This is a genomic window from Methylobacterium pseudosasicola (assembly GCF_900114535.1).
GTDB classification, from domain to species: Bacteria; Pseudomonadota; Alphaproteobacteria; order Rhizobiales; family Beijerinckiaceae; genus Methylobacterium; species Methylobacterium pseudosasicola.
The window spans coordinates 55,650-77,800 of sequence record NZ_FOTK01000026.1; the positions used below are offsets into that span (position 1 = coordinate 55,650).

The window sequence follows — 22,151 nt, forward strand, 5'->3', positions numbered from 1 at the left end:
CGCCGTTGAGGGCCGCCAGACGAGAGGCGTAACCCGATGCCGGCTCGCGAAACCTGGGCGGAAACTTCCAGTCCAATGCCCCGGGCAGAAGGCCTGTGTTCATTCTCGCTCGTCCCCCGGCACCCCGAGATAAGACCCGGCCGGCAAGCCACTCCAATCGTCGACGATGAATGGGTTGTAGAGCTTGACCTTGGCCGCCCTGGTCTGGTTCGTCCAGGCTTGTGCGAAGTGTTCCCGGGTGAGTTCGGTCGTGCCGAGGTCGGCATCGAGTGCCAGGTGGATGGCCTCCACTACACCCTCGCAGACACGAGCGTAGCGATTTCGGCACGAATGCGCCAAACGCTCGGGCGTGTCCGTATCCGACATGTTCCCGATATTCATGCCGACGGCCGCGGTCAGCTTTCGAAGGATGCGGACGACGAGCATGCGCTCCTTGTCCATGTCCAGATCGGGGAAATCCACCCAGCGGTATCGCCGTTCGAATTGCTCGTCATCGAAGGGTAGCTTGATGATCCTCGGCAGTCCCGAAAGAACGAAGGCAATTGGCCACGTCGGTGAGTTCGAAATCCCCTTGATGGCGTTGGCCAGTTCCTCATTCTCCCCTTCCTTTCCCTTGTCCTTCACGATGTGCTGTGTCTCGTCGATGTGAACGAGGGAAACGCCCCGTCTCATCAGGGCGTCCGTCACGTGGTTCCATGCATCACCGCGTCCCGTCTTGCCCACGGGATGACCTGCGGCGGTCATAATGTTTTCCGCGATGATGCGGGGGAGAACGTAGCCCTTCAGAGAAATCGAGACGTAGCGCTTCCTGATCCCGTAGGACGTCTGCTCCGGCTGGAGAGCCGGATGCTGACGCAACAGCCGTTCAACGGCCTCCGTCTTTCCTGCCCCGCTTGGTCCCGTCAGAAAGAAGACATTCGCGTGCTTTCTACGCTGAAGCTTCCTCGTCAGGTACTTCCGCATGAATGTCGCGAAAGCCTCGCTCAAGACCTTGTCACGCCCACACTCGACGTACACCTCCTCCAAGGCATCAAGACGCCGCATGATTTCCTGATCCCGCGCGGGCATCTTGGCGCGCATGGCTTCGAAAGCTGCGTTCGGGTCGTTGATGAGCGGCAGGGCATTTTCAAAACCGGCGCCAGTGCGTCTGCCGTTCATTCGTCGTCCTCACCATACATGTTGATCGAGTCGTCGCTCGTCGCCGTGGTGCCTAGGGAGGTGCCGCGCGCGGGCCGCCGCGCACGGGCTGGCTTGGCCAGCGAGACACCGATGCTCCCGGACCCTACGTCGCTTCCGATGGGCCGGCCCGACGGGGCGGCCTTCTCCGCGCGTCTAAGGGCACCACCCCGTTCAACCAACTTGACCAAGGCGTTGAGTTGCGCCTCCGAGACGACGTGCGACGGCACTCCGGCACGCTTGCGGGCCTCCTCGGCGTCGCGCATCAGGTCGAGGTGGGCAGTGAGCCGGAACGGGTTGCCGGCGAGCTTTTCCTGCTTCTCGTAGCGTCGCATGTCCCGGTTATTCTTGAGCCAATCGGCGAGACCGATGCCTTCGAGGTCAGGGGCATCGAAGCGCAGGTAGGCTGCCTCGCAGGGGAAAAGGTGCCGGAGATCGGGCGGAACCCTCACGAGAATGGCGCCCATGTCGCATGGGTCCGTGACGATGGTGATCCGGCGCTCGCCGAGGTAGCCCCGCATCTTCCCCATCAGGTCGTGGGTGTAGACTGCATTGAGGTAGGTGACGCCGTCGACGCCCACTACCCGGTTCGGCACGGCTAGCCCGAAGGCCAGGAGCCTTTTGTCGGCATCCGGCGCGGGGTTCAGTTCTGGCCAATGCCTGTTGTCGGCACGGTTGAACTGCCACGCCTTGTAGGGCCTTTCGCCGCCGAGACCCTCGTGGGTCTTATGATGGTATTCATCCACGATGAAGCGGACGAGCCGCATGTAGACATCCTCCATGAGGATGCTGGCCATATCCTCCGATTGGTATTCACCCCTCTCGACGACGTTCGAGAAGGACTGCCCGGTGTAGATGCGGCAGAAGCGCTTGAACGTCCGGAAGAACGACTCGATGGTTCCTCGCGTGCGGGGGTCCTTGCCCGGCAGGCGGTGCTCGACCTGCAGCTTACCGAGGGCTGTGCGGAAATCTCCCTGGAAGGCAGGGCCCTCGTCGGTCGCCACCTCGGAGGGCCTTGCCATCATGGGCCATTCGCTCGTGCACCGGGCGAGCTTGGCCACCGGGTTCTTGTCCACCACGATGCTCTGCAGCGCCGACTTCGAACCGGCGGCGGATGGCGGGAATGGGGTTACGTGAAGGCCGACGATGCACTTGGTGGCGACGTCGATGGCGACCGTGACGGTACACCGGACCGACACGCGGTTCTTCTGCAACACACGGGCGGCCGCCCTTGCCTGCGGAGTAACGCCAGGCCTGACATGACGATGCTTGAGGATGGCGAACAGGTCGAATTCCCAATCGTCCATCTCGACGCGTTCCATGCGCCCGAGCTTCGTCAGGCCGTCGAGCGTCACCATTCCCTTGCCGACCGGATTGTACTTCAACTCGGCCTTCTTCGGTCCGAGATGGGCAAGGTCGATGAGGATGGTCGGCAGCTTCCTGATGCGCCTGCGGATGGCAGACGCGCCGACGGAGACGTGGCACTCAGGCGGAAGCCGGCGGTTCAGGAGCATCAATTCGGCCTCGACCCGCGTGAAGACGTCGGTCGGCTTGATCCTGTTTCCCGAGGCGAACTTACGGACCTCGCCCTCGACGATTGCGAGTGCCCTCGGGTCCAGTTGCCTACGGTTGCCGCAGTTGGCGTACTGGGGGCGGAACACGCCGGGTTGACCGTCGCCGCGCTCGAAAAGGTCGAGCCATTCCAGCAGGGTGGTCGCACCCGGATAGTCATATGACTTCCGTGGGAAGCCCGCCCTCTTGCGACCTGGTGGCCGGGAGGCGTCGAAGGTGCCGATGTACCACCTGTGGATCAGTTCGCGCTCGCTGGCGATGAAGGCGGCAAGCCCCTCAGGGGTCTTGTTGGGCCGCTCCATATACCCAGCCGCGCCGATCCGGGCCTGATTGAACCTGACGCACCATTCGACCTTCCAAGCGACCGTTCGAAGTTGCTCGTCATCGAGGTCTGAAAGGTCGGACAAGTCGGTGCCCGCCGCCCGGTCTCTCAGCAACTGAAAGGCGTGCGAGTAGTATCCCTCCTCGATGCGGATCTTCTTGTCGGAGTGAAGACGGACATACTCGCTATCAGTCAACGGCCTAATTGAAGTATCGACGAGGGCATTGTCGATGACAAGACGCAGTAGGTTCGCCTGTCCCTGTCGTCCGCTTGGCCGATAGTGGACGCCGTCGATGGTGATGCGGTCGTTGTGGCCGAACTTGTAGCGCTCTGCAGGCATCGTTCTTGTACTCCCGGCGCCCGAGACACGGGTGGGAAGGTGAGGGTCAGCGTCACCTTCCCACCCGGAACTATCGGTCCGATTAAGGGTGATGGTTATCGTTCCCGGACGCGGCCCGAGAGCCTGTTCCCAAGCGGCAGGTCGAGTTCGAGCAACTTCCCGGGCGGGTTGACGAGGACGCCTGATTGCAGAAGCGCTACCGCTGCCCGCACTCCGCGTTGGCCCAGGCCGGTCGCGGTGGCGACCTCGCGCAGCGTCGTCACCTGACCGAGCCCTGGGAGGGCCGTTCGAATGGCCCTCCTGCCGGCGTGATCATGGTCTCGACCGCACTCGATGATCTCGCGACCGTTCATCACCTGGAACGGGTCGAGGGTCTCGTAGGTGACGGCACGGTAATCGTCCGCAAGCCGGTTGCCGTGCTGGGCACAGATCGTCTTGATGACATGAACTGTGTCGTCCCGTTGAAGAGCTTCGTCGGTCTGCCTGACGGCGACGACCTCACGCACCCCATCCATCCACTCGACATGGATGTCGATGGTGTAGTGATGACCTCCATCGGGCAGGTGGTACGCCACCGTCCGTTGTTCGCGGATGAGAGACACTCCTGGGAGCGAGATCAGCACGGTCAGGACTGCGCGCTCGGGCTCGCTTTCGTAGCCGTGCTCGAACCCGCGGAACGGGTCGCCGATGGAGCCGACCGAGGCACCTCCCCACTTGGCTGTGGGACGGCGGTCTGGATCGGTATCGGACCAATCGAAGTCGATGAGCCCGGTGGCCGCTTGCGCGACGTACCCGGTCTCTCCCTTTGGCAAGGGTCAGCCTGTCACCCTTTGGGGGCGATGCGCGATGGAGTCAGCACCTCGGCGCGACGGGCCTGGATACGCGATGCGAGGATGGCGTGGCGTGAAGGCATGACGAAATTCCCGGAAGACGAGGCTGAGGTCACGCCGGTTGTTCGGACGTGCCTTCGGATGCTCACGAAGGCGCGCATCTCTCGCGGAGGTGCGCGCAGTTCCGGTCGTCGAGTTCGACTATCTTTCAGACCCAGTCCGACCGGATGAAGCGTATTCGTATGCGTACGCAGCGCATGATCGTGCTCCTCCGGTGATGGCCGGGTGCGGGCCGTGGGTTGACAGAATGGGTGGGAGGTACCTTTTACCGTGGCGACCCTGCCAAGGTCTTAACGAAACCCTGGCCGCGTGGGGATTCGGACGGTTCCCGCGCCATTTCGAGACTTATCCAACGGGTGTTCGCAAGACGTGCCCGGGCAAGGTCCGATCCGGAAAGGTGACGACGTTGCCGTCCCACCGGCGAAGGGCCCGTTCGGCGACGAGTTCGAGGCCGGTCTCGACCTCGACGGAGACGGCGCCGACCAGGTCGGCGAAGTCGTCCGGGGGCAGGAGGCGGCCGAGGCGTACGAGGTCGACGATGATCTGCGCGAGGCGATGGTCGGCATCCTCAGGCATGGGGAGCTCCGTCGGCGTGCGGGACGTATGTCGGGACGACCTCGGTCGGGGTGGTCGCGATGATGTGGCGAACCTCCTCGCCGGAGAGGACGCGGGCCTGGAGGAGCCGCCGGGCGACCCCCTCGATGCGCCGTCCGTTCTCGCGGACAGCGTACAGGGCGCGGACGTGGAGGCGGCGCAGTTCCCTCTCGACCGCGTCCTGGAGTTGCCGGTCGAGCTTGAGCAAATCGCCGATCTCGGCATGGTCGCCGCGGTACAGCAACGGGCCGGCGAGGCCCCAGGATGCGATCTTGCTGGCGACGAGGTTCGTGGCCATGGCGAGATCCGAGTGGCGTGCGCCGCCGGCCCCCGAGGTGGCGCCGCCGAGGATCTCGTCGATGGCGCGTCCTGCCAGGGTGGAGACCACAAGGTCGTCGACCTGGGACGCGGTCATTGATTGCGCGTTCCGCAACCGCGAACTGGTCCGACCGGAGAAGTCGCCGCGCTCGACGATGGTCACGCAGGCGAGGTCACCGACCGCGAGAACCTCGGTCATGACGGCATGCGCGGCCTCGTGGTAGGCGGTGGCCCGGACCAGTTCCGGGGACCGGTCGTCCTGCGGGGCGACCACGCGGACGAGGTCGGCGACGGTCATCGACCGGTCCTCGGCGCGGGCGATGGCGCGGGCGGTCTTCGCCCACCCCGCGATCTCGGCGCCGGTCGAACCGGCCCCGAGGACGCCGAACGCTCCGAGGTCCGCCTCGGGCAGGTCGTCTCCGAGGTGCTGCCGCAGGATGCCCACGACGGCTTCGGCGTTCGGAAGGTCGATGTGGATAATCCGATTCAGACGGCCCGGCCGGACGAGCGCCGGGTCCAACCTTCCGGGGTGGTTCGTGGCACCGACCACGATGATGTTCGCGCTGTTCGAGGTGGCCCCATCCAGAGCCAGCAGTAGCGAGGTGACCACGGGGGTCCAGAAGTCCCGGTAGCGGGCGTCGACGGTCTCGCGGTTCGGGACCGCGTCAAGTTCATCCAGCAACAGCACGCAAGGTCCGTTGGCATTCGCCTCGCTGAACGTGTTGTCGATGGCCTTGATCACGTCGTTGAGGTAGCCGCCACCGCTGGTGAACCAGGCTGATACGCTGGACACTACCAGAGGTAATCCCAATGTGGCAGCGAGCGATACCGCGAATTGGCTCTTGCCCGTACCGGGCGGCCCGCCGAGCACAATGTTACGGTCTGGAATGCTCGCCCAGGGCCGTCGGCCGGCGCGCCACTCCTCCACCGCGGCCGCCAGGGTCAGACCCCAGCCCTTGGCCTCGCCATAGCCGTGAGAGTCCCTCAGGTGCCGCCCGGTCGAGGTGGGCCCGGACGAGCGCCGTGCCGCCTGCAGGGCCGCGAGCCGCCTCACGGCATCCCGGGCCTTGCCGCCCTTGCGGATGCAAGAGCACACGTCGAGGAACGACAGGCCGTCGACGGACCCGAGGCCCCGTGCGGCCTGGCCGGTGACGAGATGGATGATGCCGCGCACGGTCTTTTGGGAAGGTGCGCCGAGCCGCACGCAAATGTCCGCCGTCGCGGTCAACGTGGCGGGAAGGTATCGCTCCGGGGCCTGCGAGATACCGCACACGTTTAAGCCCTGCCCCAGGAGTGTTGCGACCATGTCCGAGCCGCTGGTTGTCTTGTGGGTGCTGCGCTGCGAGCCGTCACGCCTGAAGGTTTCGACGATATCGGCCACCTTGCCGAGGGCGTCGTGAACGAAGGCGATCATCTCGGGGTGGGCGACCTCGACGACCAGGGCGATGCCATTCTGCTTGCCGATGGCCCGACGCTGGCGGGGCGTCAGGGCCTCGCGCAGCATCGCGGCGGCCATCAGGCGCGGGACCCCGTTATTTTCGAGGAGGGATTCCCGCGCGTCATCACGGTCGAACTGACCGGAAACCTCGTCGAGTGCGGCGGAGACGTCGGGGTCCCGCGGGGGGGCGTGCTTGAGGGTCCTGGAATTCTTGGACATGGCGGCCTCCGTGACGGGGCCGCCGGGCGCGCATGGTCGCGCCGGTCAGGCCCTCGGGGCTGATCGGGAAAGGGTGGCGTGCGGGCGGCCGGCGGCCGCGGATATCGGTTTGGCCGGTCGGGTCATGGTCCTGCTCACGTCAGCGGTCCTCGCCGGTCTCGAACGCGTCGGCGTCGTGACGGCGGGCGGTGGAGGTGACGCGCACCCCGGGCCGCGGCGGCGCGAGGCGCTCGGCGAGGTGGCGGGCCTGGGCTTCGGCCTCCTCGTGGGCGACACGACCCAGGGTCACGAGCGTGGCGCGGACGGCCCGGTCGAGGGCGGGCTCGCCGTAGGTCTCGCGGACGCCGGCGAGGCGCCGGAAGACGAGCCCGACTTGGGCGTCGGGCTCGGGCGGCAGCAGGGATTCAGGTGGCGAATGGTGGTTCATGGCGGCCTCGGTCGCGGGCCGCCGAACGCGCGCGCGTCGGTCAGGCCCGTTCGGGAAGGGGGATGCGGTCGCTGCCGTGGGGCAGGCAGGCCATCCGTATGAGGCGGGCGGGGATGAACATCGAACCAGCGTGCTCGCGAAGTTGCAGTCCAGGGATTAGGTGGCGGCGAACGGGGCCGTCAACAGCTCTCGAAAGTATTTCGTGGTTAACGCGGGGTTGAGGGCGGTATCCCCGGTGGATCCCGGGGAAAGCCTGGGCGGCGTGGTATTCCGCCCGGGGGAAGGCCCCGGGGTGGTTTTGGTTCGCGACTCCGAGGGTACGCGTAACGGGTAACGCTACGCATGATGCGTACGCCCTTGGGGCGTCCCGGGGTCCGGCGGCCGGCGGCGCCGAAATCGACCGTTTCTTCACCGCGCCCGGTAAGGATGTCCCCGGGGCGGGGATTTCCAGCGATGGTGACACCGAACGACGTCAGGGCCGCGGCGGAGCGGATAAGGGCGCGGGAGGCGCCTCCGGGGGGCGTGAAGGCCCGGGTCTCGGTCCGGACGGTGCGCAGGGAACTCGGTCGGGGTTCGTTCGGCGACATCGCCCGGGAACTGGACACGTGGCGCAGGGCGGCGAACTACGATCCCGTCGTCGAACGGGCGAACCTGCCGGAGGCGTTCGGGAACAGGCTGACGACGCTGGGCAAGGAGTTGCTGGAGATGGCCCGGTCCGAGGCGGCCCGGGAGCGGCTGGCGGAGTTCACGGCGGCGGAGGAGGCCCGGGCGCAGGGCCGCGACATCCTCGACGAGGCCCTCGACCGCGTCGACGCGCTGGAGGCGGAGGTCGCCGCGCTGAGAACCGAGGTCGGCCGGCTGCGCGCGGCCCCGGGGACGGCGGGCGCCGCGACGCCTCCCGGTCCGGCGGGGCCGGCGGTCGAAGGGCCGCGGAACCCCGGGGCCGAGGCGATGCGCGGGATGGTCGACGCGCTCCGGGGCAAGAGCCTGGCGAGGGACGCGGACGAGTTCTGGGTGGCGGTGCGGACGGCGGTGGAGGCGGCGATGGGCAGGCGCGGCAGCGTGTCGGCGCACGACCTGCACGACGCCCTGCCGACGGCGCTGAAGGAGCGCGGCAAACGGATCGGGCTGCCGCTGACGACGCCCTTGCTGCGCTACCACCTGCTGCGCGAGGCCGCGGCGGGCAAGGGCATCGTCGAGGCGGGTGGCGGACGCTTCGCCCTGGCCGGCCCGCCGGTGCCGGCACCCGCCCCGGCGCCCGAGCCTGACCCCGTTGTCCCGCCGGCGATGTCGGGCCGGAAGTTTTGGATACTGTTCCTGGCGACGGTCCACGACGTGCTGACGGCCAATAAGGAAGCGATGTCGGCGGGGGACATCATCGCCGCGATGCCCCCGGGCTGGGTGGAGGCCACGAGGCGGTACGGCACCGCCGATGCCGACCGGCCGGTCCGGCCCGGCGAACTCAGGTACAAGCTGCGCGAGCGCATCGAGCGGTTCGAGCGTGACCGGTACCCCGGCGAGGCGCTGCCGCTAGTGGAACTGCCCGACGGGCGGTTCGAGGCGACGGGCCCATGGCCTGGCAGAGGGTCCGAACGTCCGGACGAGGCCGCCTGAGGCCGGGCAACATGGGCGAGGGAGCGCAGGTGATACACCGGCCTTTCCCTAAGTTGGTATATTCTTGCATCGAGGATCGGACCAACGCCCACGTAATGCGGCGGATGGCATGACATCGGATGAGATCCGTGACCGCTTCGGTTAAACCCCGACGCCGCCGAACCGGTCGGAGCTTGCGGGCTTCTTTCTTGTGGTCCGTGACACCGAGGGAGCCGACCCCACGGGGTGGGAGGTCACGGCTCGATCCAGGCGCGGTTCGAGGGAGCCGGGCTGGCAGTTCCATATCGGGTCTTCAGAGGGAATTGCGTGACGTGTCCTCATCGCTTGTCATCTTGGGATCGATCAGATGCAGCACGGTCATCACCTCGCTTTTCGGCAGAGCGTAGGACTGCTCCAACAATTCGTAATGTCTGGCTTCGCCGCGGTCGAACCAGGCATCGGCCCCGATCCGACGCGGGAATCCTTCTTCCGGGCCTGACCCGAACTGCAACGCGATGGCGCAACTCTCGGGATCGAGCTCGTCCCTCGGGAACCATCGAGAGGGAATGCTCGGCGAGGCCTGGAACCACCTCCTGCCCTTGGGGCCATGGCATACCATCATCAACGGGTAGCGGTCGGACGCGACGATCTTAATGAGCGTCGCGGTCAGGCTGGCGTCGAACGCGGCCGCCACTTCACGGACGGCCTTCAGCGTTGGCTTCTGCACGCTTCGAAGGATAGGGTCGAGCAGGTAGCGTGGCAGCAGCAAGTCGGACGCATAGTCGTTCGCGACACGCTCCGGGTCCGTCGTTTGCCGCCGGGAGGCCCCGATGTCCTCGGAACGACAGATCAAGCATCTTCCGCGATGGTGGTGCCAATGACCGAGCTCGTGCGCCACCGAGAAACGTTGTCGCCGCGGCGTTACCCGGTTGTCGACCGTGATGATGGCCCGGTCTTCCCGTCCGACTATGCGAGCTTCGCAGGAATGGAGTTCCCGATACCGGACCTTGGCGCCGAGCATCCATGCGATAGCCTCGACGTCGATCTCATCGGGTCGTTCGACCCCGAACCGTTGCAGGAGTCGCTCGGACAGGGTCAGTCGGCGTGTCACCGTTCGCTCCGGTCCTCGTCGTCCCAAGCTTCCAGTTCGGCGAGATCCTCCTCGATCCCGGGCCGGTCGGCCTCGTAGTCCGCGCCGCCGTTGCGGGCGGCCATCGTCAGTTTCTGATCGAGTATCCGGTCCTGCGCGCGGGCGGCCCTTAATGCCGTCGCCCCGCGCGCCACGTCCAATGACACAACAGCCGGGCGCGCGCGGTCGATGGCGATATGCACCTTGGCCTCCGCCATTCTGGATTTGCCGGCCCTGATCCGAGCGGTGGCGACCTCCTGCCTCAACGCGTCGATCCTTCCCGCATCCATTCCCGCGAGGATGACGTCATCTGGTGAGGAAAGGATCTCGGCCAGGACTAGATCGTCGAGGAGCGCAAGCTTGTCCTTGTCGTTCATCGCATCATCCCCGCTCATACCGGCACCCCGTTCGGGAAGGCGGCGAACAGCCGTCGGGACAAACGCTTCCTGACAGCCGCCAGTCCCTTCGTATCCTTGCCCAACAAGTCTTCGAGATCCTTACCGCGCATTCCGTCGAACAATCCCTCGACGAGGAGTTGCAGCTCGTCGTCGTTGTCAATGCAGGCCATCGCCTTTGCCAGGGCTTCCGAATGGTAGCGCTTCGAAAGCGCGGCCTCCTCGGGCGAGGGAGCCTCGAAGATCGGGTCCGGCACGCCGTTCGCGCCGTAGCCCTCGACGTGGACGACCTCGAAGCCCCCTTTCTCCCGCGCCTTCTTGCGGGACCTGTAACCGTCCGAGGCGATGCTTTTCATGATGCCGGCGAGGAACTCGACCATACCCGTACCTACCCGGCAGGAGCGTGTCCCGAAGGCTCGGGCATAGGCCTCCTGGCGAAGGTCCTCAGGCTGCATCGCGCACCTCGGCGCGAAATAGCGGGAAACGGCCTCAATCCGCGCCACCTCGGCGGGAGAGAGGTCCTCGACGGCGGCGATGATCTCATCCGGGGCGTAGCGGGGTACGTCCACCCCGTCGTCGACCCGCGCTCCCGGTCCCATTAGCCCCCCTTGGGCCTTCCTCATCCTATGCGCGGCGCCGGGGATACTCGGACGCGAAAAATCTTGCGTCCGAATCCGCCCAAGGGTCCGCAGACTTGAGCATGGCAGCTTCCCCAGTCGGTGCCAATCGCGGCGCCTGCGGCACGGGAGGCGATGAAACCGCGGTATCGGCCGCGAGCGGCCCAGGAGGATGAGTAAATGTTCGACACCAGGCAGATCGTCGAGGCCGCCATCGCCAAGGAGCGTACGCGGTCGTCCTGGAACGACCGTCTCTGGCACTGGGAGCGGCCCGCCAGCGACAGTGAGGAGACCAAGATCCAACGGGCAGCCGATGCGGCGAGGCTGCTCGTCACCGGCAACGCCACCCTGTGCGCGGAGAGCGTGCAGATCCGGCCCCAGGGAAGCTACTACAACAACACGAACGTCCGCCTCGAAGCCGACATGGACCTGAGGGTCCAGCTTCCCGGCATCATCACCGTCTATGCAGACGGAGTAAGCCCCCTGCTCGCTGACGGCGTCCTCGGCTATAGCTCTACGGGTCGGGCGGCGAGCGAGATCGCCAGGTCCGTGAGGGACGCGCTGGCCTCGGACTGCCGACGCCGGTTCGGTGCTGCGAACGTCAGCGTGGGCAAGAAGGCCGTCACCGTCGATGGACTGAGCGGTAGCCGGGCCGACGTCGATCTGGTTCCGGCCTTCCACCTGCATCACGTCATGGCTGACGGCCTCGGCGGATACCTTCGTCACGAGGGCGTCGTCATCGTCTCGGCCGACGGCAGCCAAACCTTCAATTTCCCCGAGCAGCACCACGCGAACGGCAAGGCGAAGCGCAGCCGCACGCAGCACCGTTTCAAGAAGAACGTCCGGATGCTCAAGCGGTTGAACTACGAACTCTTCGACCAAGGTGCGATACCGAAACGTATTCCCTCGTTCTTGGTCGAATGCCTCGTCTACGTGGTGGAGGATTGGCATTTCCTCGTCCAAGAGGACCGTTATGACCGCCTGGTGCGTATCCTCAGGCGCCTCCGGGTGCGGCTCGGCGATGCGACTTGGGTGGAAACGGCCACCGAGGTGAACGAGATCAAGTACCTGTTCCGCTCGTCCCAGGCATGGAACCTCGCGGACGCGCGCAATTTCGTGGACGCCGCCCTGGTCCGTCTGGGAGGCTGAGATGTGGGCCCTCCTGACACGTGCCCGACAGGTTCAGATCCTCGTCGCGCTAACCGTTCTGGTCATCCTGGGTCTGCAGGGCATCAGCGAGTGGTGGACGGGCCAAGCCCTGTCCCTGCCCAAGTCCGTCTCGACGGTGACGTTCATCGTCGGCGTGGTCTTCTCCCTCGTCGCCAACTGGACATGGCGCACCGTGTGGCGCTGGCTGCCCTTCCTGAACAAGGTCTTCTTCCCGGACCTCAACGGCACCTGGACGGGCACCCTCCAGACGACTTGGAAGGACCCGACCACCGGGCTGACACCCGGACCGATACCATCCAAGGTCACGATCAGGCAGGGCCTCTTCGACATCAGCATAAGGCAGGTGACGGGGGAATCGACCTCCCATTCCAACAGGGTCATCGCCGAAGCCGATCCTAACGCCGACCGCTACCGATTGTGGTACAGCTACGACAACAGGCCAAAGGCCGAATTCCACCACCGTTCGACCCAGCACGAAGGCGTCGCGTGGCTGGAAATCAGCTTGGCGGATGCCCCGGATACCCTGATCGGACAATACTACACCGCCCGCCGAACGAATGGCGACATGACGTTGTCGCGCGCCAATCCGTGATGATCAGTTATTCTCTGTCGTCGGACGGCGGCAGCCTCGACCCATGTTGCAATTTGAATGTTTTGCGCTTGTTTTGTTCCTCAAGCTCGATCCGTCGGTGAATCATGAGAAAAGTCTTTCGATGGGTTGCACGTATCCTGCTTTGGTCAGGCGCGGCAGCCGTGCTCGTCGCGCTGATTGTCGCCGTTGTCATCATCAGCCGCCCCTCGGAGAAGAACGGGACCCAACCCACCTTCGCGGGAGCGGATCTGCAACAGAAGCGTCTTGTCGTGTTCCTCGACGGCACTTGGAACAGCGTCGACAGCAACACGAATGTCTGGCGTATGCGTGCCCTCACGGCGCCCAAGGGCGACGATGGGCGCCCGCAACTCGTCTACTACGGTGTCGGCGTCAACGGGTTTCTCGGTGGCGTGTTCGGCCAGGGGCTGGATGAGAACATCCGCCTGGCCTACGAGTGGTTGATCGAGAACTACAACGATGGGGACGAGATCTTCATCTTCGGTTTCAGCCGCGGGGCGTTCACCGCTCGAAGCCTGGCAGGACTCGTGGCAATCGACGGGATACTGAAGCCGGGTTCGCCAATCGGCACGTCGGAGCTCTTCAAGCGCTACAAGAAGGGCGACGAGGAAAGTATCTGGCAGTTGAGGGAAGCGGATAAGTCCGGGGGTGCCGGCAAGCTCACGACGCAGGAGCGGTGGCTTCTCAAGTATTCACAACCGGCGAACGTGAAGATGATAGGCGTTTGGGACACCGTCGGCTCCCTGGGCTTGTCGACCGGGAAAATCCCCGGGTTCAGCCGCTCGTCGTTCGACTACCTGCAGACTGGCCTGCGCATCCACATCCTGAACGGCTACCACGCCTTGGCGATTGACGAGCATCGGGAGGACTTCGCGCCCACGCTGTGGGACGTGCATCGGTCGAACGACGAGAAGGCGGTGTTCGCCACACCGCGCACCCTCTCCAGCGTTGAGCAAAGGTGGTTCGTCGGGGCCCACGCCAACGTCGGCGGCGGTTACGAAACTGACCTCCTGGCGCAAGCGCCCCTGCGCTGGATTTTGAGGAAGGCGCAATCGCACGGCCTGAAGTTCAGGTCCGAAGTCGAGCTCGATGGCGACGCGCTCACGGCCCGGACAATCGACTCCTACGGTCTGTTCGGACGCGGGTTGTACAAGTTGGTTTCGCCCCCGCTCTACCGCGTCATCGGGCAGGACCCGGACGTGCGCCCGGACGGCAGGCACATCAACGTCAACGAGACCATCGATGAGACCGTCTTCGACCGCTGGCGTGCCGATCCTGGGTATCGCCCGAGGAACCTGGCCGAATGGGCCGAGCGTAAGACGGCCGATCCCGCAGAGCTCCGGACATCGGTTCGGGCTGACGATCCGAATGTCGCCGTCCCGGAGTGAGGGATCTTCCCGGGAACATGCGCGCCATCATCCAGGAATTCCGCCTTGGCGGTGGGAGGACAACGGCGCCTCGCCGCCATCCACGGTGGGCTAGAAGCGGCTGCATCTCCCCGGCTTGCCGTCCCCCCCCCCCCCCCCCCCCCCCCCCCGAGGTTTTCTCATCGGCCCCGGCCGAGCCTGCTGCTGCTAGGCGGCCGCCTGGAAACGCCATGAACGGCCTCCCTTCGCTCGGAAGTCTCACGCCGCCATCACCACCGGTACCTCGTCGACCCTGGTGGTGTAGCGGGGCGAGCGCATGTCGAACTTGGTCGACCAGTCGCGCTTGGGGGCGAACCCGGCGCTGCCCGGGACGACGGCTCCCCGCCCGAACCTGCGATTGCAGGCATCGAGGGCGCCCATCAGCGCCGCCCCATGCTCCCGGTCGAGTTGCCCCAACCCCGGGAAGGCCCGCTGCGAGGCCGCCAGGGGCACGAGGTCCGTGGTGACGACCCCGGCTTTGGAATAGCGGTAGCCCTCCCTCCAGGTCTTCCGGACGCCGTGCAGGCACGCCTTCACGAGCACCAGGGTATCGTTCGACGCCTCCGGCAGGGTGACAACCGACGAGACCGACCGCTGCGGCCGGTTGCGGTCGTGCTCCGAGGTATGGAAGAACACGGTCACGTGGTCGGTACCGAGTCCCCCCGCGCGCAATTTCTCGCCCAGCCGGGCGGCGTGGGTCGCGACTGCCTGCTCCATGGTGGCGAGGTCCTCAACGCGTTCGGAGAAGCTGCGGGTCACCGCGCACCCCTTCCGAGTCGGGGCGACCTCCTCCAGGTCGAGGCAGGCCATGCCGCGCAGTTCCTGCACCAGCCGCTCGCCCACCACCGTCATGGCCTTACGCACCGCCCGGGTGTCGAGGTCGCGCACGTCGGCGACGCTCTCGCAGCCCAGGGCCTCCAGCTTGCGGGCGTTGGCCGGTCCGACGCCCCAGATGTCCTCGGGCGGGATGCGGGCCATCCAGTGGTCGTACTGGACCGGGTCGGTCAGGTCGCACACCCCGCCGAGCTCGGGCACCTTCTTGGCGACGTGGTTGGCTAGCTTGGCCAGCGTCTTGGTGGCCCCGATGCCGACGCAGGTCGGGATGCCCGTCCACGCCCGCACCGTCTCCCGCATGTCACGGCACAGGGTCACGCGGTCGGCTTCGCGAACGTCCGAGAGGTCCAAAAAGCTCTCGTCGATGGAGTAGATCTCGATGCGCGGGGAGAAGCCCCGGTAGACCGAGTTCACCCGGGCCGACATGTCGCCGTACAGGGCGTAGTTCGAGGAGTAGACCCGCACCCCCTGGGTCCGGCACATGTCGCGGATCTTGAAGAACGGCTCGCCCATGCGGATGCCGAGCGCCTTGGCCTCGGGCGTCCGGGCAATCGCGCAGCCGTCGTTGTTCGACAGCACGATCACGGGCACCCGGGCCAGGCGGGCGTCGAACACCCTCTCGCACGAGCAGTAGAAGCTGTTGCCGTCGGAGAGGGCGTAGGCCCGGCTCATTCCGCGCGGCGCCTCGGGTTGATCGACCCCGAGACCACGCCCCAGACCTCGACAACCGCGTCCGGTGCGAGGCGGAACTCGGGGAAGCGCGGGTTGGCGAAGGACAGGATCACCCGCGGGCCCTGGCGCCGCCAGACCTTGAACGAGCGCTCTCCGTCGATGTCGACGACCACCACGTCGCCGTTGCGCGGGGTCAGCGACCGGTCCACCACCGCTAGGTCGCCGTCGTGCAGCCGGGCCAGGAGCATGCTGTCGCCCGCCACCCGGACGAGGAAGGTCGCCGGCCGGTTCGCGATCAGCAGCCGTTGGAGGTCGATCTCGTCCTCGACGAAGTCGTCCGCCGGGCTGGGGAAGCCCGCCCGGACTGCCCTGGCGAGGATGGGGACCGGGGTCGGCAGCCCGACCGTGACACCCAGGACCTGCATGCGCGCGCTCCACGAATCCGCAAAGAACAAAAGTGGAACATGTTCCGGTGGTTCCGCCAACCCGTCACGCTTGCGAACTCAGATGGCTGTGGACGGATGGGGATAAGCCTAGCTTCGGCTTGACTTCGATGCGGAGGCCGCCCTGGGGCGTGCCTTGTCGGACGCGCGCCGTTTCACTGGGGTTCCGAACTCCAGCCCCGATGCTAAGGTGCCGCCACGACCTTCTCCGATGCGCCCGGTATTCCCATAGCTCCCCATGCATGCGACGCCCGGCCACCTCGTGGTGAACCCACCCCGGACGATAGTTGCAAGCCAAGCCCGCCGGCCCAACGTCGAAACCTGACAGGCCCCCCGCGATTGAGGGGCAGTCGACGGACCGATCAGAACCGGAACTGGATCAAGCTTGAATCGAATGACCCAGGCGGCCCGTATCGACCTCACGGCCTGTGACCGCGAGCCGATCCACATCGCGGGCAGCGTGCAGCCGCATGGCTTCCTGCTTGTCCTCGAACCGCCGTCCCTGACCGTCGTGCAGGCCAGCGCCAACGCCCCGGTCGAGGCGGCAGTGGGCACGTCGCTGGATGCGGCATTCCCGCACCTCGCCGCCATCGTCCGACGCCATCTCGACGAACCCGGGCCGCAGACGGGCGCGTCCTACCTCCGCACCGTGACGCTCACGTCCGATGCCGCCCGCCTGACCTACGAGGTCGCGGCGCACTGGGTCGACGGCCTCGTGGTGCTGGAACTGGAGGAGGTCGACGCCGCGGCGACGGATCTCGGCCTCGACGTGCTCACGCCGCGGCTGCGCTCCTTCGTCGAGCGCCTGCACGCCGCCCACGACATCGAGGAACTCTGCCACCTCGTCGCGCAGGACATCCGCGCCGTCACCGGCCTCGACCGGGCGCTGGTCTACCGCTTCGACCGGGATTGGCACGGCACGGTGCTGGCCGAGGACGGCAACGGCGCGCTGCCAAGCTACCTCGACCTGCGCTTCCCCGCCTCCGACATCCCGGCGCAGGCGCGCGAGCTCTACCGCCGCAACCGCATGCGCATCATCCCGGACGCGGGCTACGCCCCCGTGCCGATCCTGCCGGCGGCGACGCCCTCGGGGAAGCCCCTGGACCTCAGCCAGTCCGTCCTGCGGTCCGTCTCGCCGGTCCATGTCGAGTACATGCGCAACATGGGCACGATGGCGTCCATGTCGGTGTCGATCCTGATCGACGGCGCGCTCTGGGGCCTGATCTCCTGCCACAACGCCCAGCCGAGGCGCGTGCCGCTGCACGCCCGCAACGCCTGCGACGTGCTCGCCCAGATCTTCGCCCTGCAGCTCTCGGCCCGCGAGCGCGGCGCCCAGGCCGAGCAACGGCTGGCGCTCGGGCAGGTGCAGGCCCGGCTCCTTGGGTTCATGGCAGAGGAGGACAGCTTCGTCGACGGCCTGCTCAAGCACCCCGACGACGTCCTGGCACTGGTGAACGCCTCCGGCGCGGCCGTCGTCACCGCCGACCGGTGCCGGCTGATGGGCGCGACGCCGGAAGAGCATGACGTGCGCGCGATGTACGACTGGCTGTCGGCCCGCGGCGACACCGACGACGTGTTCGTGTCCGAGGCCCTGTCCGAGACCATCCCGGGGGCGGCGGCCTACGCCGACCGTGCGAGCGGGCTACTCGCGATCTCGATCTCGAAGAAGTACGCGAGCTACATCCTCTGGTTCAGGCCGGAGGTGGTCCGGACGGTCAAGTGGGGCGGCAACCCGGTCAAGCCGGCCGTCCCGGACCCCGAGGGTGGCCCGGACCGACTGCACCCCCGGAAGTCGTTCGAGATCTGGAAGGAGACGGTGCAGGGCCGCTCGTTGCCGTGGTCGGTGACCGAGGTCGAGGCGGCCGGGGACCTTCGCACCTCGGTGCTCGGCATCGTGCTGCGCCGGGCGGAGGAACTCGCGGCGATGAGCGAGGAGCTTCAGCGCTCGAACAAGGAGCTGGAGGCGTTCTCGTACTCGGTGAGCCACGACCTGCGCGCGCCGTTCCGGCACATCGTCGGCTACTCGAACCTGCTCAAGACCCGGGAGGGCGCCAACCTCTCGGACAAGGGCAGGCACTATGTCGAGACCATCATCGAGGCGGCTGCGTCGGCCGGCACGCTGGTCGACAACCTGTTGACCTTCTCGCAGATGGGCCGGCACGCGCTGAACAAGGTCTCAGGGGAGATGGGTCCCCTGGTCGACGAGGTGCGTCGCAAGGTCGAGCCGGACATCGCGCCCGGTCGGACCGTGCGCTGGGAGATCGGCCCCCTCGGCCGGGTGCATGCCGACCCGTTCATGCTGCGGCTGGTGATCGAGAACCTGCTATCCAACGCCGTGAAGTATACCCGCGACAGCCCCGAGGCGGTCGTCGAGGTCGGGAGGCTGCCGCCGAAGGACGGCGAGGCCGTCTTCTTCGTACGCGACAACGGCGTCGGCTTCGACATGGCCTACGTCGACAAGCTGTTCGGCGTGTTCCAGCGCCTGCACCGGGTCGAGGAGTTCGAGGGTACCGGCATCGGTTTGGCCAACGTCCGCCGAATCGTCGAGCGCCACGGCGGCCGGACCTGGGCCGAGGGACGGCTCGGCGAGGGCGCCACCTTCACCTTCACCCTGCCACTCCGGGAGGACGCACGCTGACATGGCCGGACTGAAGCCGATCCTCCTCGTCGAGGACAACCCGAACGATATCGAGTTGACGCTGGCGGCGCTCGAATCGAGCGAGATCGCCAACGAGATCGTCATCTGCCGCGACGGCGCCGAGGCGCTCGATTTCCTTCAGAGGAAAGGTCCGCACGAGGGCCGGGAGAAGCAGGACCCGGCCGTGGTGTTGCTCGACCTGAAGCTGCCGAAGGTCGACGGCCTGGAGGTGCTGGCCAGGGTCAAGGGCGATCCGGCCACGCGCGGCATCCCCGTGGTGATGCTCACCTCGTCGCGTGAGGAGACCGACGTGGTCCGTTCGTACGACCTCGGGGTGAACGCCTTCGTGGTGAAGCCGGGCGCCTTCGACCAGTTTTTCGCCGCCATCCGGGAGTTGGGCGTGTTCTGGACGACCGTGAACGAGGCACCCCCGCACAGGAGAAGCCCGCCATCCAACGGGTGATCGACCACTCCGCCGGCCCGTTGCGCATCCTCCACCTGGAGGACAGCGACCTCGACGCGGAACTCATCGAGGCGGAACTGGACAACCTCGGCCGTCCGTTCGTGATCGAGCGGGTAATGACGCGCGGGGAGTTCGAGGCCACCGCCGTTCCCGGCCGTCATGACGTGATCCTGGCGGACTACGTCCTGCCGACCTTCGACGGCGTCAGCGCCCTCGGCATCGCGCGGGAGCAATGCCCCGACATCCCGTTCATCTTCTGCTCCGGCACGCTTGGCGAGGACGTGGCGGTCGAGGCGCTGAAGAACGGCGCGACCGACTACGTCGGCAAGCAGCGTCTCGACCGCATGACCCGCACCATCGTCCGGGCGTTGTCCGAGGCGCGGGCGAAATCCGAAAGGGCGGCGGCAGAAGCGGCCCTGCAGGCGCTCAACGAGACGCTTGAGACCCGCATCGCCGAGCGGACCCGCGAGCTCGCCGAGACCAATGCCGAGCTCAAGCATCAGATCGTCGAGCGGGAGCGGGCCGAGGAAGCCCTGCGCCTGAACCAGCGCCTGGAGGCCGTCGGGCAATTGACCTCCGGCGTCGCGCACGACTTCAACAACCTGCTCACGGTCATCGCCGGGAACATCGAGTTCCTTGAACGCGCGGTCTCCGACGACCGCTCGAAGCGTCGCTTGGCGATGATGAGGGGGGCGGCCGAGCGCGGCGCCCGTCTCACGGCGCAGCTCCTGGCCTTTTCGCGTCGCCAGCGACTGGAGCCAACCCCGGTCGGCTTGAACGACACGGTCGCCTCGATGCGCGACCTTCTGCAAAGCTCCATCGGCGGCGCGGTCCGAATCGAGACCATCCTCCAAAATGACCTCTGGCCGGCGTTAGTCGACGCGACGCAGATCGAGCTCGTGATCCTCAACCTCGCCATCAACGCCCGCGACGCGATGGCGGTGGGAGGTCGCCTCACCATCGAGACCGCCAACGTGTCCGTCACCGGTGCCCCGACCCGTCCGGAGCAACCGCAGCCGGGCGAGTATGCCATGATCTCGGTGAGCGATACCGGGACCGGCATGCCGCCGGATGTCCTTGAGCGGGTCTTCGAGCCGTTCTTCACGACCAAGGAAGTGGGTAAGGGGTCGGGTCTCGGCCTCGCCCAGGTCTACGGGTTCGTGAAGCAGTCCGGTGGCGGCATCCGCATAGACACCGTCCCCGGCGAGGGTACGTCGATCAAGGTCTACCTACCCCGGGTCGTCGGCGTGGGAACGGCATCGACCGAGGGGGCGACGCCCGTCGATTGCGCCCGTATTCACCCGCCGGGGAGCCGCCCGAAGCTCCTCGTCGTCGACGACGACGCGGACGTCCGGGAAGTGACCGTGACCCGGCTCTCCGCGGACGGGTACGACGTCCGCGAGGCGGCCTCCGGTCTCCAGGCGCTGGCCGCCCTGGAGGCGGACCCCTGCGTCGACCTGGTGGTACTAGACTTCGCCATGCCGGGCATGAACGGCGCCGAGGCAGCGGTCGAGATCCGCCGGCGCTGGCCGGGGGTGCCGGTCTTGTTCGTGACCGGGTTCGCGGAAACGACGGCCCTGACACAGGCCGGTGCGGACGGAGCCGACGCCGTCGTCCTGAAGCCGTTCCGGGCCGGCGAACTCGAACGCAAGGTCGCCGCCGCCGTCGCCACCCGCGTCCAGCCGGGGCTCAAGCTCGTCTCCGACCGCACGCGGGGCGGCTGACCGGCGAAGAACCCGGTCCGCCCCAATCCGCTGGATCGGCGCACGGAGGTTGGCGAACCGACCTATCGTGGCATGCATCGCCCGAGAACGGCGAAAGCAAGCGAGCCGTCACCGCCGAGGGGCGCCGGCCAACTCCGCGATTCGCGAATGCCGGCCCGTACCGACCCTGCGTGGATCGACGAGGCCCGGAGGCATGCGTATCGCGGTGCGCTACGCGTGACGCTTCTTCGCGTGCGCCTGCGGGCGTCCAAGGCCTGGACGACGGCGCACGGGAGCAATGACGCGTCCGTATGCGTTCGTTGGACGCCACAAAGAGCGAGGGATGGATGCCCGATGAACCCGACTTGCCGGATGGCGTACCGCCGGCGACCCCGGACATTGGGCTGCCGACACCGACTGGGCCGGATCTCCCGCCACCGCCTGACTTGCCTCCGCGGCCCGAGGACAGGTCGAAGCCCGAGACCGCCATCAGGAGCGATTGACGCCATTTTCCGGGTCGAGTCGTCACGACCCGGTGCCCAATCCCGGCGTTGTCACATCGAACCACACTTGGAGATATGCATGCGCACCACCGCCATCATGCTCGCAACGTCCATCACCGCTTGGCCCGCCATGGCCCAAGCTCCGAAAGAGGAAGCTGTGGCCATCGGGCCATGGAAGGTCGAGGCGGTCTCGAAGGGCCAGAAGTTCGAGCGCTGCACGATGACCCGCACCACGGACGATGGCGTGGAAGTCGAGTTCGCCCGCGACGCGGAAGGCCTCGACCTGACGATGAGTTCGCCGAAGTGGAAGCTCGGGCGCGGCAAGAGCTACCCGGTCGAGTTGACCGCCGGGTCGTCGATGCTGCAGGCGACCGTGGCGGCGTCCGGCAACGCGGTCTCGCTTCCGGTCAAGGACGAGAAATTCCTGAAGTCGCTCAAGCTGGCCGATGCCCTGGACGTAAAGGGCGAGGGAGCGACCATCAAGGTGGCGCTCGACAAGAGCGCTGCCGGCCTCGACCGTTTGGAGGCTTGCTACGCGAAGAACGGCTCGGCGACCGAGACGAACCCGTTCGTCGCACCGAGCCGCAAGCCGTAGCGTCGAGCGACCGCGGGGGCGGGACGGCGGCCGCGTGCGTTGTCCCTGGGTGATGCGAGGCGCCCTGGCCGACCGGGCGGGCTT

Annotated in this window: 19 protein-coding genes; 8 read left to right on the forward strand and 11 right to left on the reverse strand. The window is 66.7% G+C overall.

Annotation, left to right across the window (positions count from 1 at the left end; translation table 11 throughout):
- Nucleotides 1-99: 99 nt before the first annotated feature.
- The 6 genes from BM228_RS22245 to BM228_RS22270 all read right to left on the reverse strand — a co-directional run bounded on the left by BM228_RS22245 (nucleotide 100) and on the right by BM228_RS22270 (nucleotide 7,296).
- Entirely contained in the window at nucleotides 100-1,158 is a 1,059-nt protein-coding gene (locus tag BM228_RS22245; RefSeq protein WP_092044035.1) for an ATP-binding protein, read from the reverse strand.
- Nucleotides 1,155-3,410, reverse strand: a complete 2,256-nt coding sequence (locus BM228_RS22250) for a hypothetical protein (protein WP_092044036.1) — start codon at nucleotides 3,408-3,410, stop codon at nucleotides 1,155-1,157. Before BM228_RS22250 ends, BM228_RS22245 begins: the two co-directional genes overlap by 4 nt.
- 95 nt (nucleotides 3,411-3,505) lie before the next feature.
- Nucleotides 3,506-4,222, reverse strand: coding sequence for a hypothetical protein (locus BM228_RS22255; protein ID WP_092044038.1), 717 nt, complete (start codon nucleotides 4,220-4,222; stop codon nucleotides 3,506-3,508).
- Nucleotides 4,223-4,645: 423 nt separating this feature from the next.
- Entirely contained in the window at nucleotides 4,646-4,876 is a 231-nt protein-coding gene (locus BM228_RS22260) for a hypothetical protein (protein WP_092044039.1), read from the reverse strand.
- Nucleotides 4,869-6,869 (reverse strand): AAA family ATPase, encoded by a 2,001-nt coding sequence (locus BM228_RS22265; protein WP_092044040.1) that lies wholly within the window; start codon nucleotides 6,867-6,869, stop codon nucleotides 4,869-4,871. The genes BM228_RS22260 and BM228_RS22265 overlap by 8 nt, the downstream gene beginning before the upstream one ends.
- A 139-nt stretch (nucleotides 6,870-7,008) precedes the next feature.
- Nucleotides 7,009-7,296, reverse strand: a complete 288-nt coding sequence (locus BM228_RS22270) for a hypothetical protein (protein ID WP_092044042.1) — start codon at nucleotides 7,294-7,296, stop codon at nucleotides 7,009-7,011.
- A gap of 453 nt (nucleotides 7,297-7,749) precedes the next feature.
- Between BM228_RS22270 and BM228_RS22275 the strand changes: the two genes are divergently transcribed.
- Entirely contained in the window at nucleotides 7,750-8,910 is a 1,161-nt protein-coding gene (locus BM228_RS22275) for a DNA-binding protein (protein ID WP_167367790.1), read from the forward strand.
- Nucleotides 8,911-9,202: 292 nt separating this feature from the next.
- Here BM228_RS22275 and BM228_RS22280 read toward each other — a convergent pair whose 3' ends face one another.
- The 3 genes from BM228_RS22280 to BM228_RS22290 are packed head-to-tail and all read right to left on the reverse strand — an operon-like array spanning nucleotide 9,203 to nucleotide 11,036.
- Entirely contained in the window at nucleotides 9,203-10,000 is a 798-nt protein-coding gene (locus BM228_RS22280) for an ImmA/IrrE family metallo-endopeptidase (RefSeq protein WP_244537257.1), read from the reverse strand.
- A complete protein-coding gene (locus BM228_RS22285) occupies nucleotides 9,997-10,395 on the reverse strand; it encodes a hypothetical protein (protein WP_139234156.1) in 399 nt (132 codons plus the stop codon). Before BM228_RS22285 ends, BM228_RS22280 begins: the two co-directional genes overlap by 4 nt.
- A 14-nt stretch (nucleotides 10,396-10,409) precedes the next feature.
- Nucleotides 10,410-11,036 carry an RNA polymerase sigma factor gene (locus BM228_RS22290; RefSeq protein ID WP_208612079.1) on the reverse strand — a complete coding sequence of 209 codons (627 nt, stop codon included), beginning with the start codon at nucleotides 11,034-11,036 and terminating at the stop codon, nucleotides 10,410-10,412.
- Between the two features lie 174 nt (nucleotides 11,037-11,210).
- Between BM228_RS22290 and BM228_RS22295 the strand changes: the two genes are divergently transcribed.
- From BM228_RS22295 to BM228_RS22305, 3 genes are all read left to right on the forward strand, one after another.
- The gene (locus BM228_RS22295) at nucleotides 11,211-12,179 is read left to right on the forward strand and encodes a nucleotidyltransferase-like protein (protein WP_092044048.1); all 969 of its coding nucleotides are present in this window, start codon (nucleotides 11,211-11,213) and stop codon (nucleotides 12,177-12,179) included.
- 1 nt (nucleotide 12,180) lies between these two features.
- Nucleotides 12,181-12,792, forward strand: coding sequence for a Cap15 family cyclic dinucleotide receptor domain-containing protein (locus tag BM228_RS22300; RefSeq protein ID WP_092044050.1), 612 nt, complete (start codon nucleotides 12,181-12,183; stop codon nucleotides 12,790-12,792).
- A 161-nt stretch (nucleotides 12,793-12,953) separates the two neighbouring features.
- Nucleotides 12,954-14,198, forward strand: a complete 1,245-nt coding sequence (locus tag BM228_RS22305) for a DUF2235 domain-containing protein (RefSeq protein WP_244537258.1) — start codon at nucleotides 12,954-12,956, stop codon at nucleotides 14,196-14,198.
- 237 nt (nucleotides 14,199-14,435) lie between these two features.
- Here the strand turns inward: BM228_RS22305 and BM228_RS22310 are convergent, their stop codons facing one another.
- Nucleotides 14,436-15,722 (reverse strand): Y-family DNA polymerase, encoded by a 1,287-nt coding sequence (locus tag BM228_RS22310; RefSeq protein WP_092044053.1) that lies wholly within the window; start codon nucleotides 15,720-15,722, stop codon nucleotides 14,436-14,438.
- A complete protein-coding gene (locus tag BM228_RS22315; protein WP_092044055.1) occupies nucleotides 15,719-16,147 on the reverse strand; it encodes a LexA family protein in 429 nt (142 codons plus the stop codon). The genes BM228_RS22310 and BM228_RS22315 overlap by 4 nt, the downstream gene beginning before the upstream one ends.
- A 412-nt stretch (nucleotides 16,148-16,559) precedes the next feature.
- Here BM228_RS22315 and BM228_RS22320 point away from each other — a divergent pair, with 412 nt between their 5' ends.
- The 4 genes from BM228_RS22320 (at nucleotide 16,560) to BM228_RS22335 (ending at nucleotide 22,067) form a co-directional block, all read left to right on the forward strand.
- Nucleotides 16,560-18,803 (forward strand): ATP-binding protein, encoded by a 2,244-nt coding sequence (locus BM228_RS22320; protein WP_092044057.1) that lies wholly within the window; start codon nucleotides 16,560-16,562, stop codon nucleotides 18,801-18,803.
- A 1-nt stretch (nucleotide 18,804) separates the two neighbouring features.
- Nucleotides 18,805-19,266, forward strand: coding sequence for a response regulator (locus BM228_RS22325; RefSeq protein WP_092044059.1), 462 nt, complete (start codon nucleotides 18,805-18,807; stop codon nucleotides 19,264-19,266).
- The gene (locus BM228_RS22330) at nucleotides 19,263-20,990 is read left to right on the forward strand and encodes a hybrid sensor histidine kinase/response regulator (protein WP_092044061.1); all 1,728 of its coding nucleotides are present in this window, start codon (nucleotides 19,263-19,265) and stop codon (nucleotides 20,988-20,990) included. The genes BM228_RS22325 and BM228_RS22330 overlap by 4 nt, the downstream gene beginning before the upstream one ends.
- A 561-nt stretch (nucleotides 20,991-21,551) precedes the next feature.
- Entirely contained in the window at nucleotides 21,552-22,067 is a 516-nt protein-coding gene (locus tag BM228_RS22335; RefSeq protein ID WP_092044063.1) for a hypothetical protein, read from the forward strand.
- Nucleotides 22,068-22,151: the final 84 nt, after the last annotated feature.

Excerpts from the sequence above, each read along its gene's own strand:
- BM228_RS22245 (WP_092044035.1), bottom strand. The coding sequence starts at position 1,158 with ATGAACGGCAGACGCACTGGCGCCGGTTTTGAAAATGCCCTGCCGCTC.
- BM228_RS22250 (WP_092044036.1), bottom strand. The coding sequence starts at position 3,410 with ATGCCTGCAGAGCGCTACAAGTTCGGCCACAACGACCGCATCACCATC.
- BM228_RS22260 (WP_092044039.1), bottom strand. The coding sequence starts at position 4,876 with ATGCCTGAGGATGCCGACCATCGCCTCGCGCAGATCATCGTCGACCTC.
- BM228_RS22265 (WP_092044040.1), bottom strand. The coding sequence starts at position 6,869 with ATGTCCAAGAATTCCAGGACCCTCAAGCACGCCCCCCCGCGGGACCCC.
- BM228_RS22270 (WP_092044042.1), bottom strand. The coding sequence starts at position 7,296 with ATGAACCACCATTCGCCACCTGAATCCCTGCTGCCGCCCGAGCCCGAC.
- BM228_RS22275 (WP_167367790.1), top strand. The coding sequence starts at position 7,750 with ATGGTGACACCGAACGACGTCAGGGCCGCGGCGGAGCGGATAAGGGCG.
- BM228_RS22285 (WP_139234156.1), bottom strand. The coding sequence starts at position 10,395 with ATGAACGACAAGGACAAGCTTGCGCTCCTCGACGATCTAGTCCTGGCC.
- BM228_RS22290 (WP_208612079.1), bottom strand. The coding sequence starts at position 11,036 with ATGAGGAAGGCCCAAGGGGGGCTAATGGGACCGGGAGCGCGGGTCGAC.
- BM228_RS22295 (WP_092044048.1), top strand. The coding sequence starts at position 11,211 with ATGTTCGACACCAGGCAGATCGTCGAGGCCGCCATCGCCAAGGAGCGT.
- BM228_RS22300 (WP_092044050.1), top strand. The coding sequence starts at position 12,181 with ATGTGGGCCCTCCTGACACGTGCCCGACAGGTTCAGATCCTCGTCGCG.
- BM228_RS22310 (WP_092044053.1), bottom strand. The coding sequence starts at position 15,722 with ATGAGCCGGGCCTACGCCCTCTCCGACGGCAACAGCTTCTACTGCTCG.
- BM228_RS22315 (WP_092044055.1), bottom strand. The coding sequence starts at position 16,147 with ATGCAGGTCCTGGGTGTCACGGTCGGGCTGCCGACCCCGGTCCCCATC.
- BM228_RS22320 (WP_092044057.1), top strand. The coding sequence starts at position 16,560 with ATGACCCAGGCGGCCCGTATCGACCTCACGGCCTGTGACCGCGAGCCG.
- BM228_RS22325 (WP_092044059.1), top strand. The coding sequence starts at position 18,805 with ATGGCCGGACTGAAGCCGATCCTCCTCGTCGAGGACAACCCGAACGAT.
- BM228_RS22335 (WP_092044063.1), top strand. The coding sequence starts at position 21,552 with ATGCGCACCACCGCCATCATGCTCGCAACGTCCATCACCGCTTGGCCC.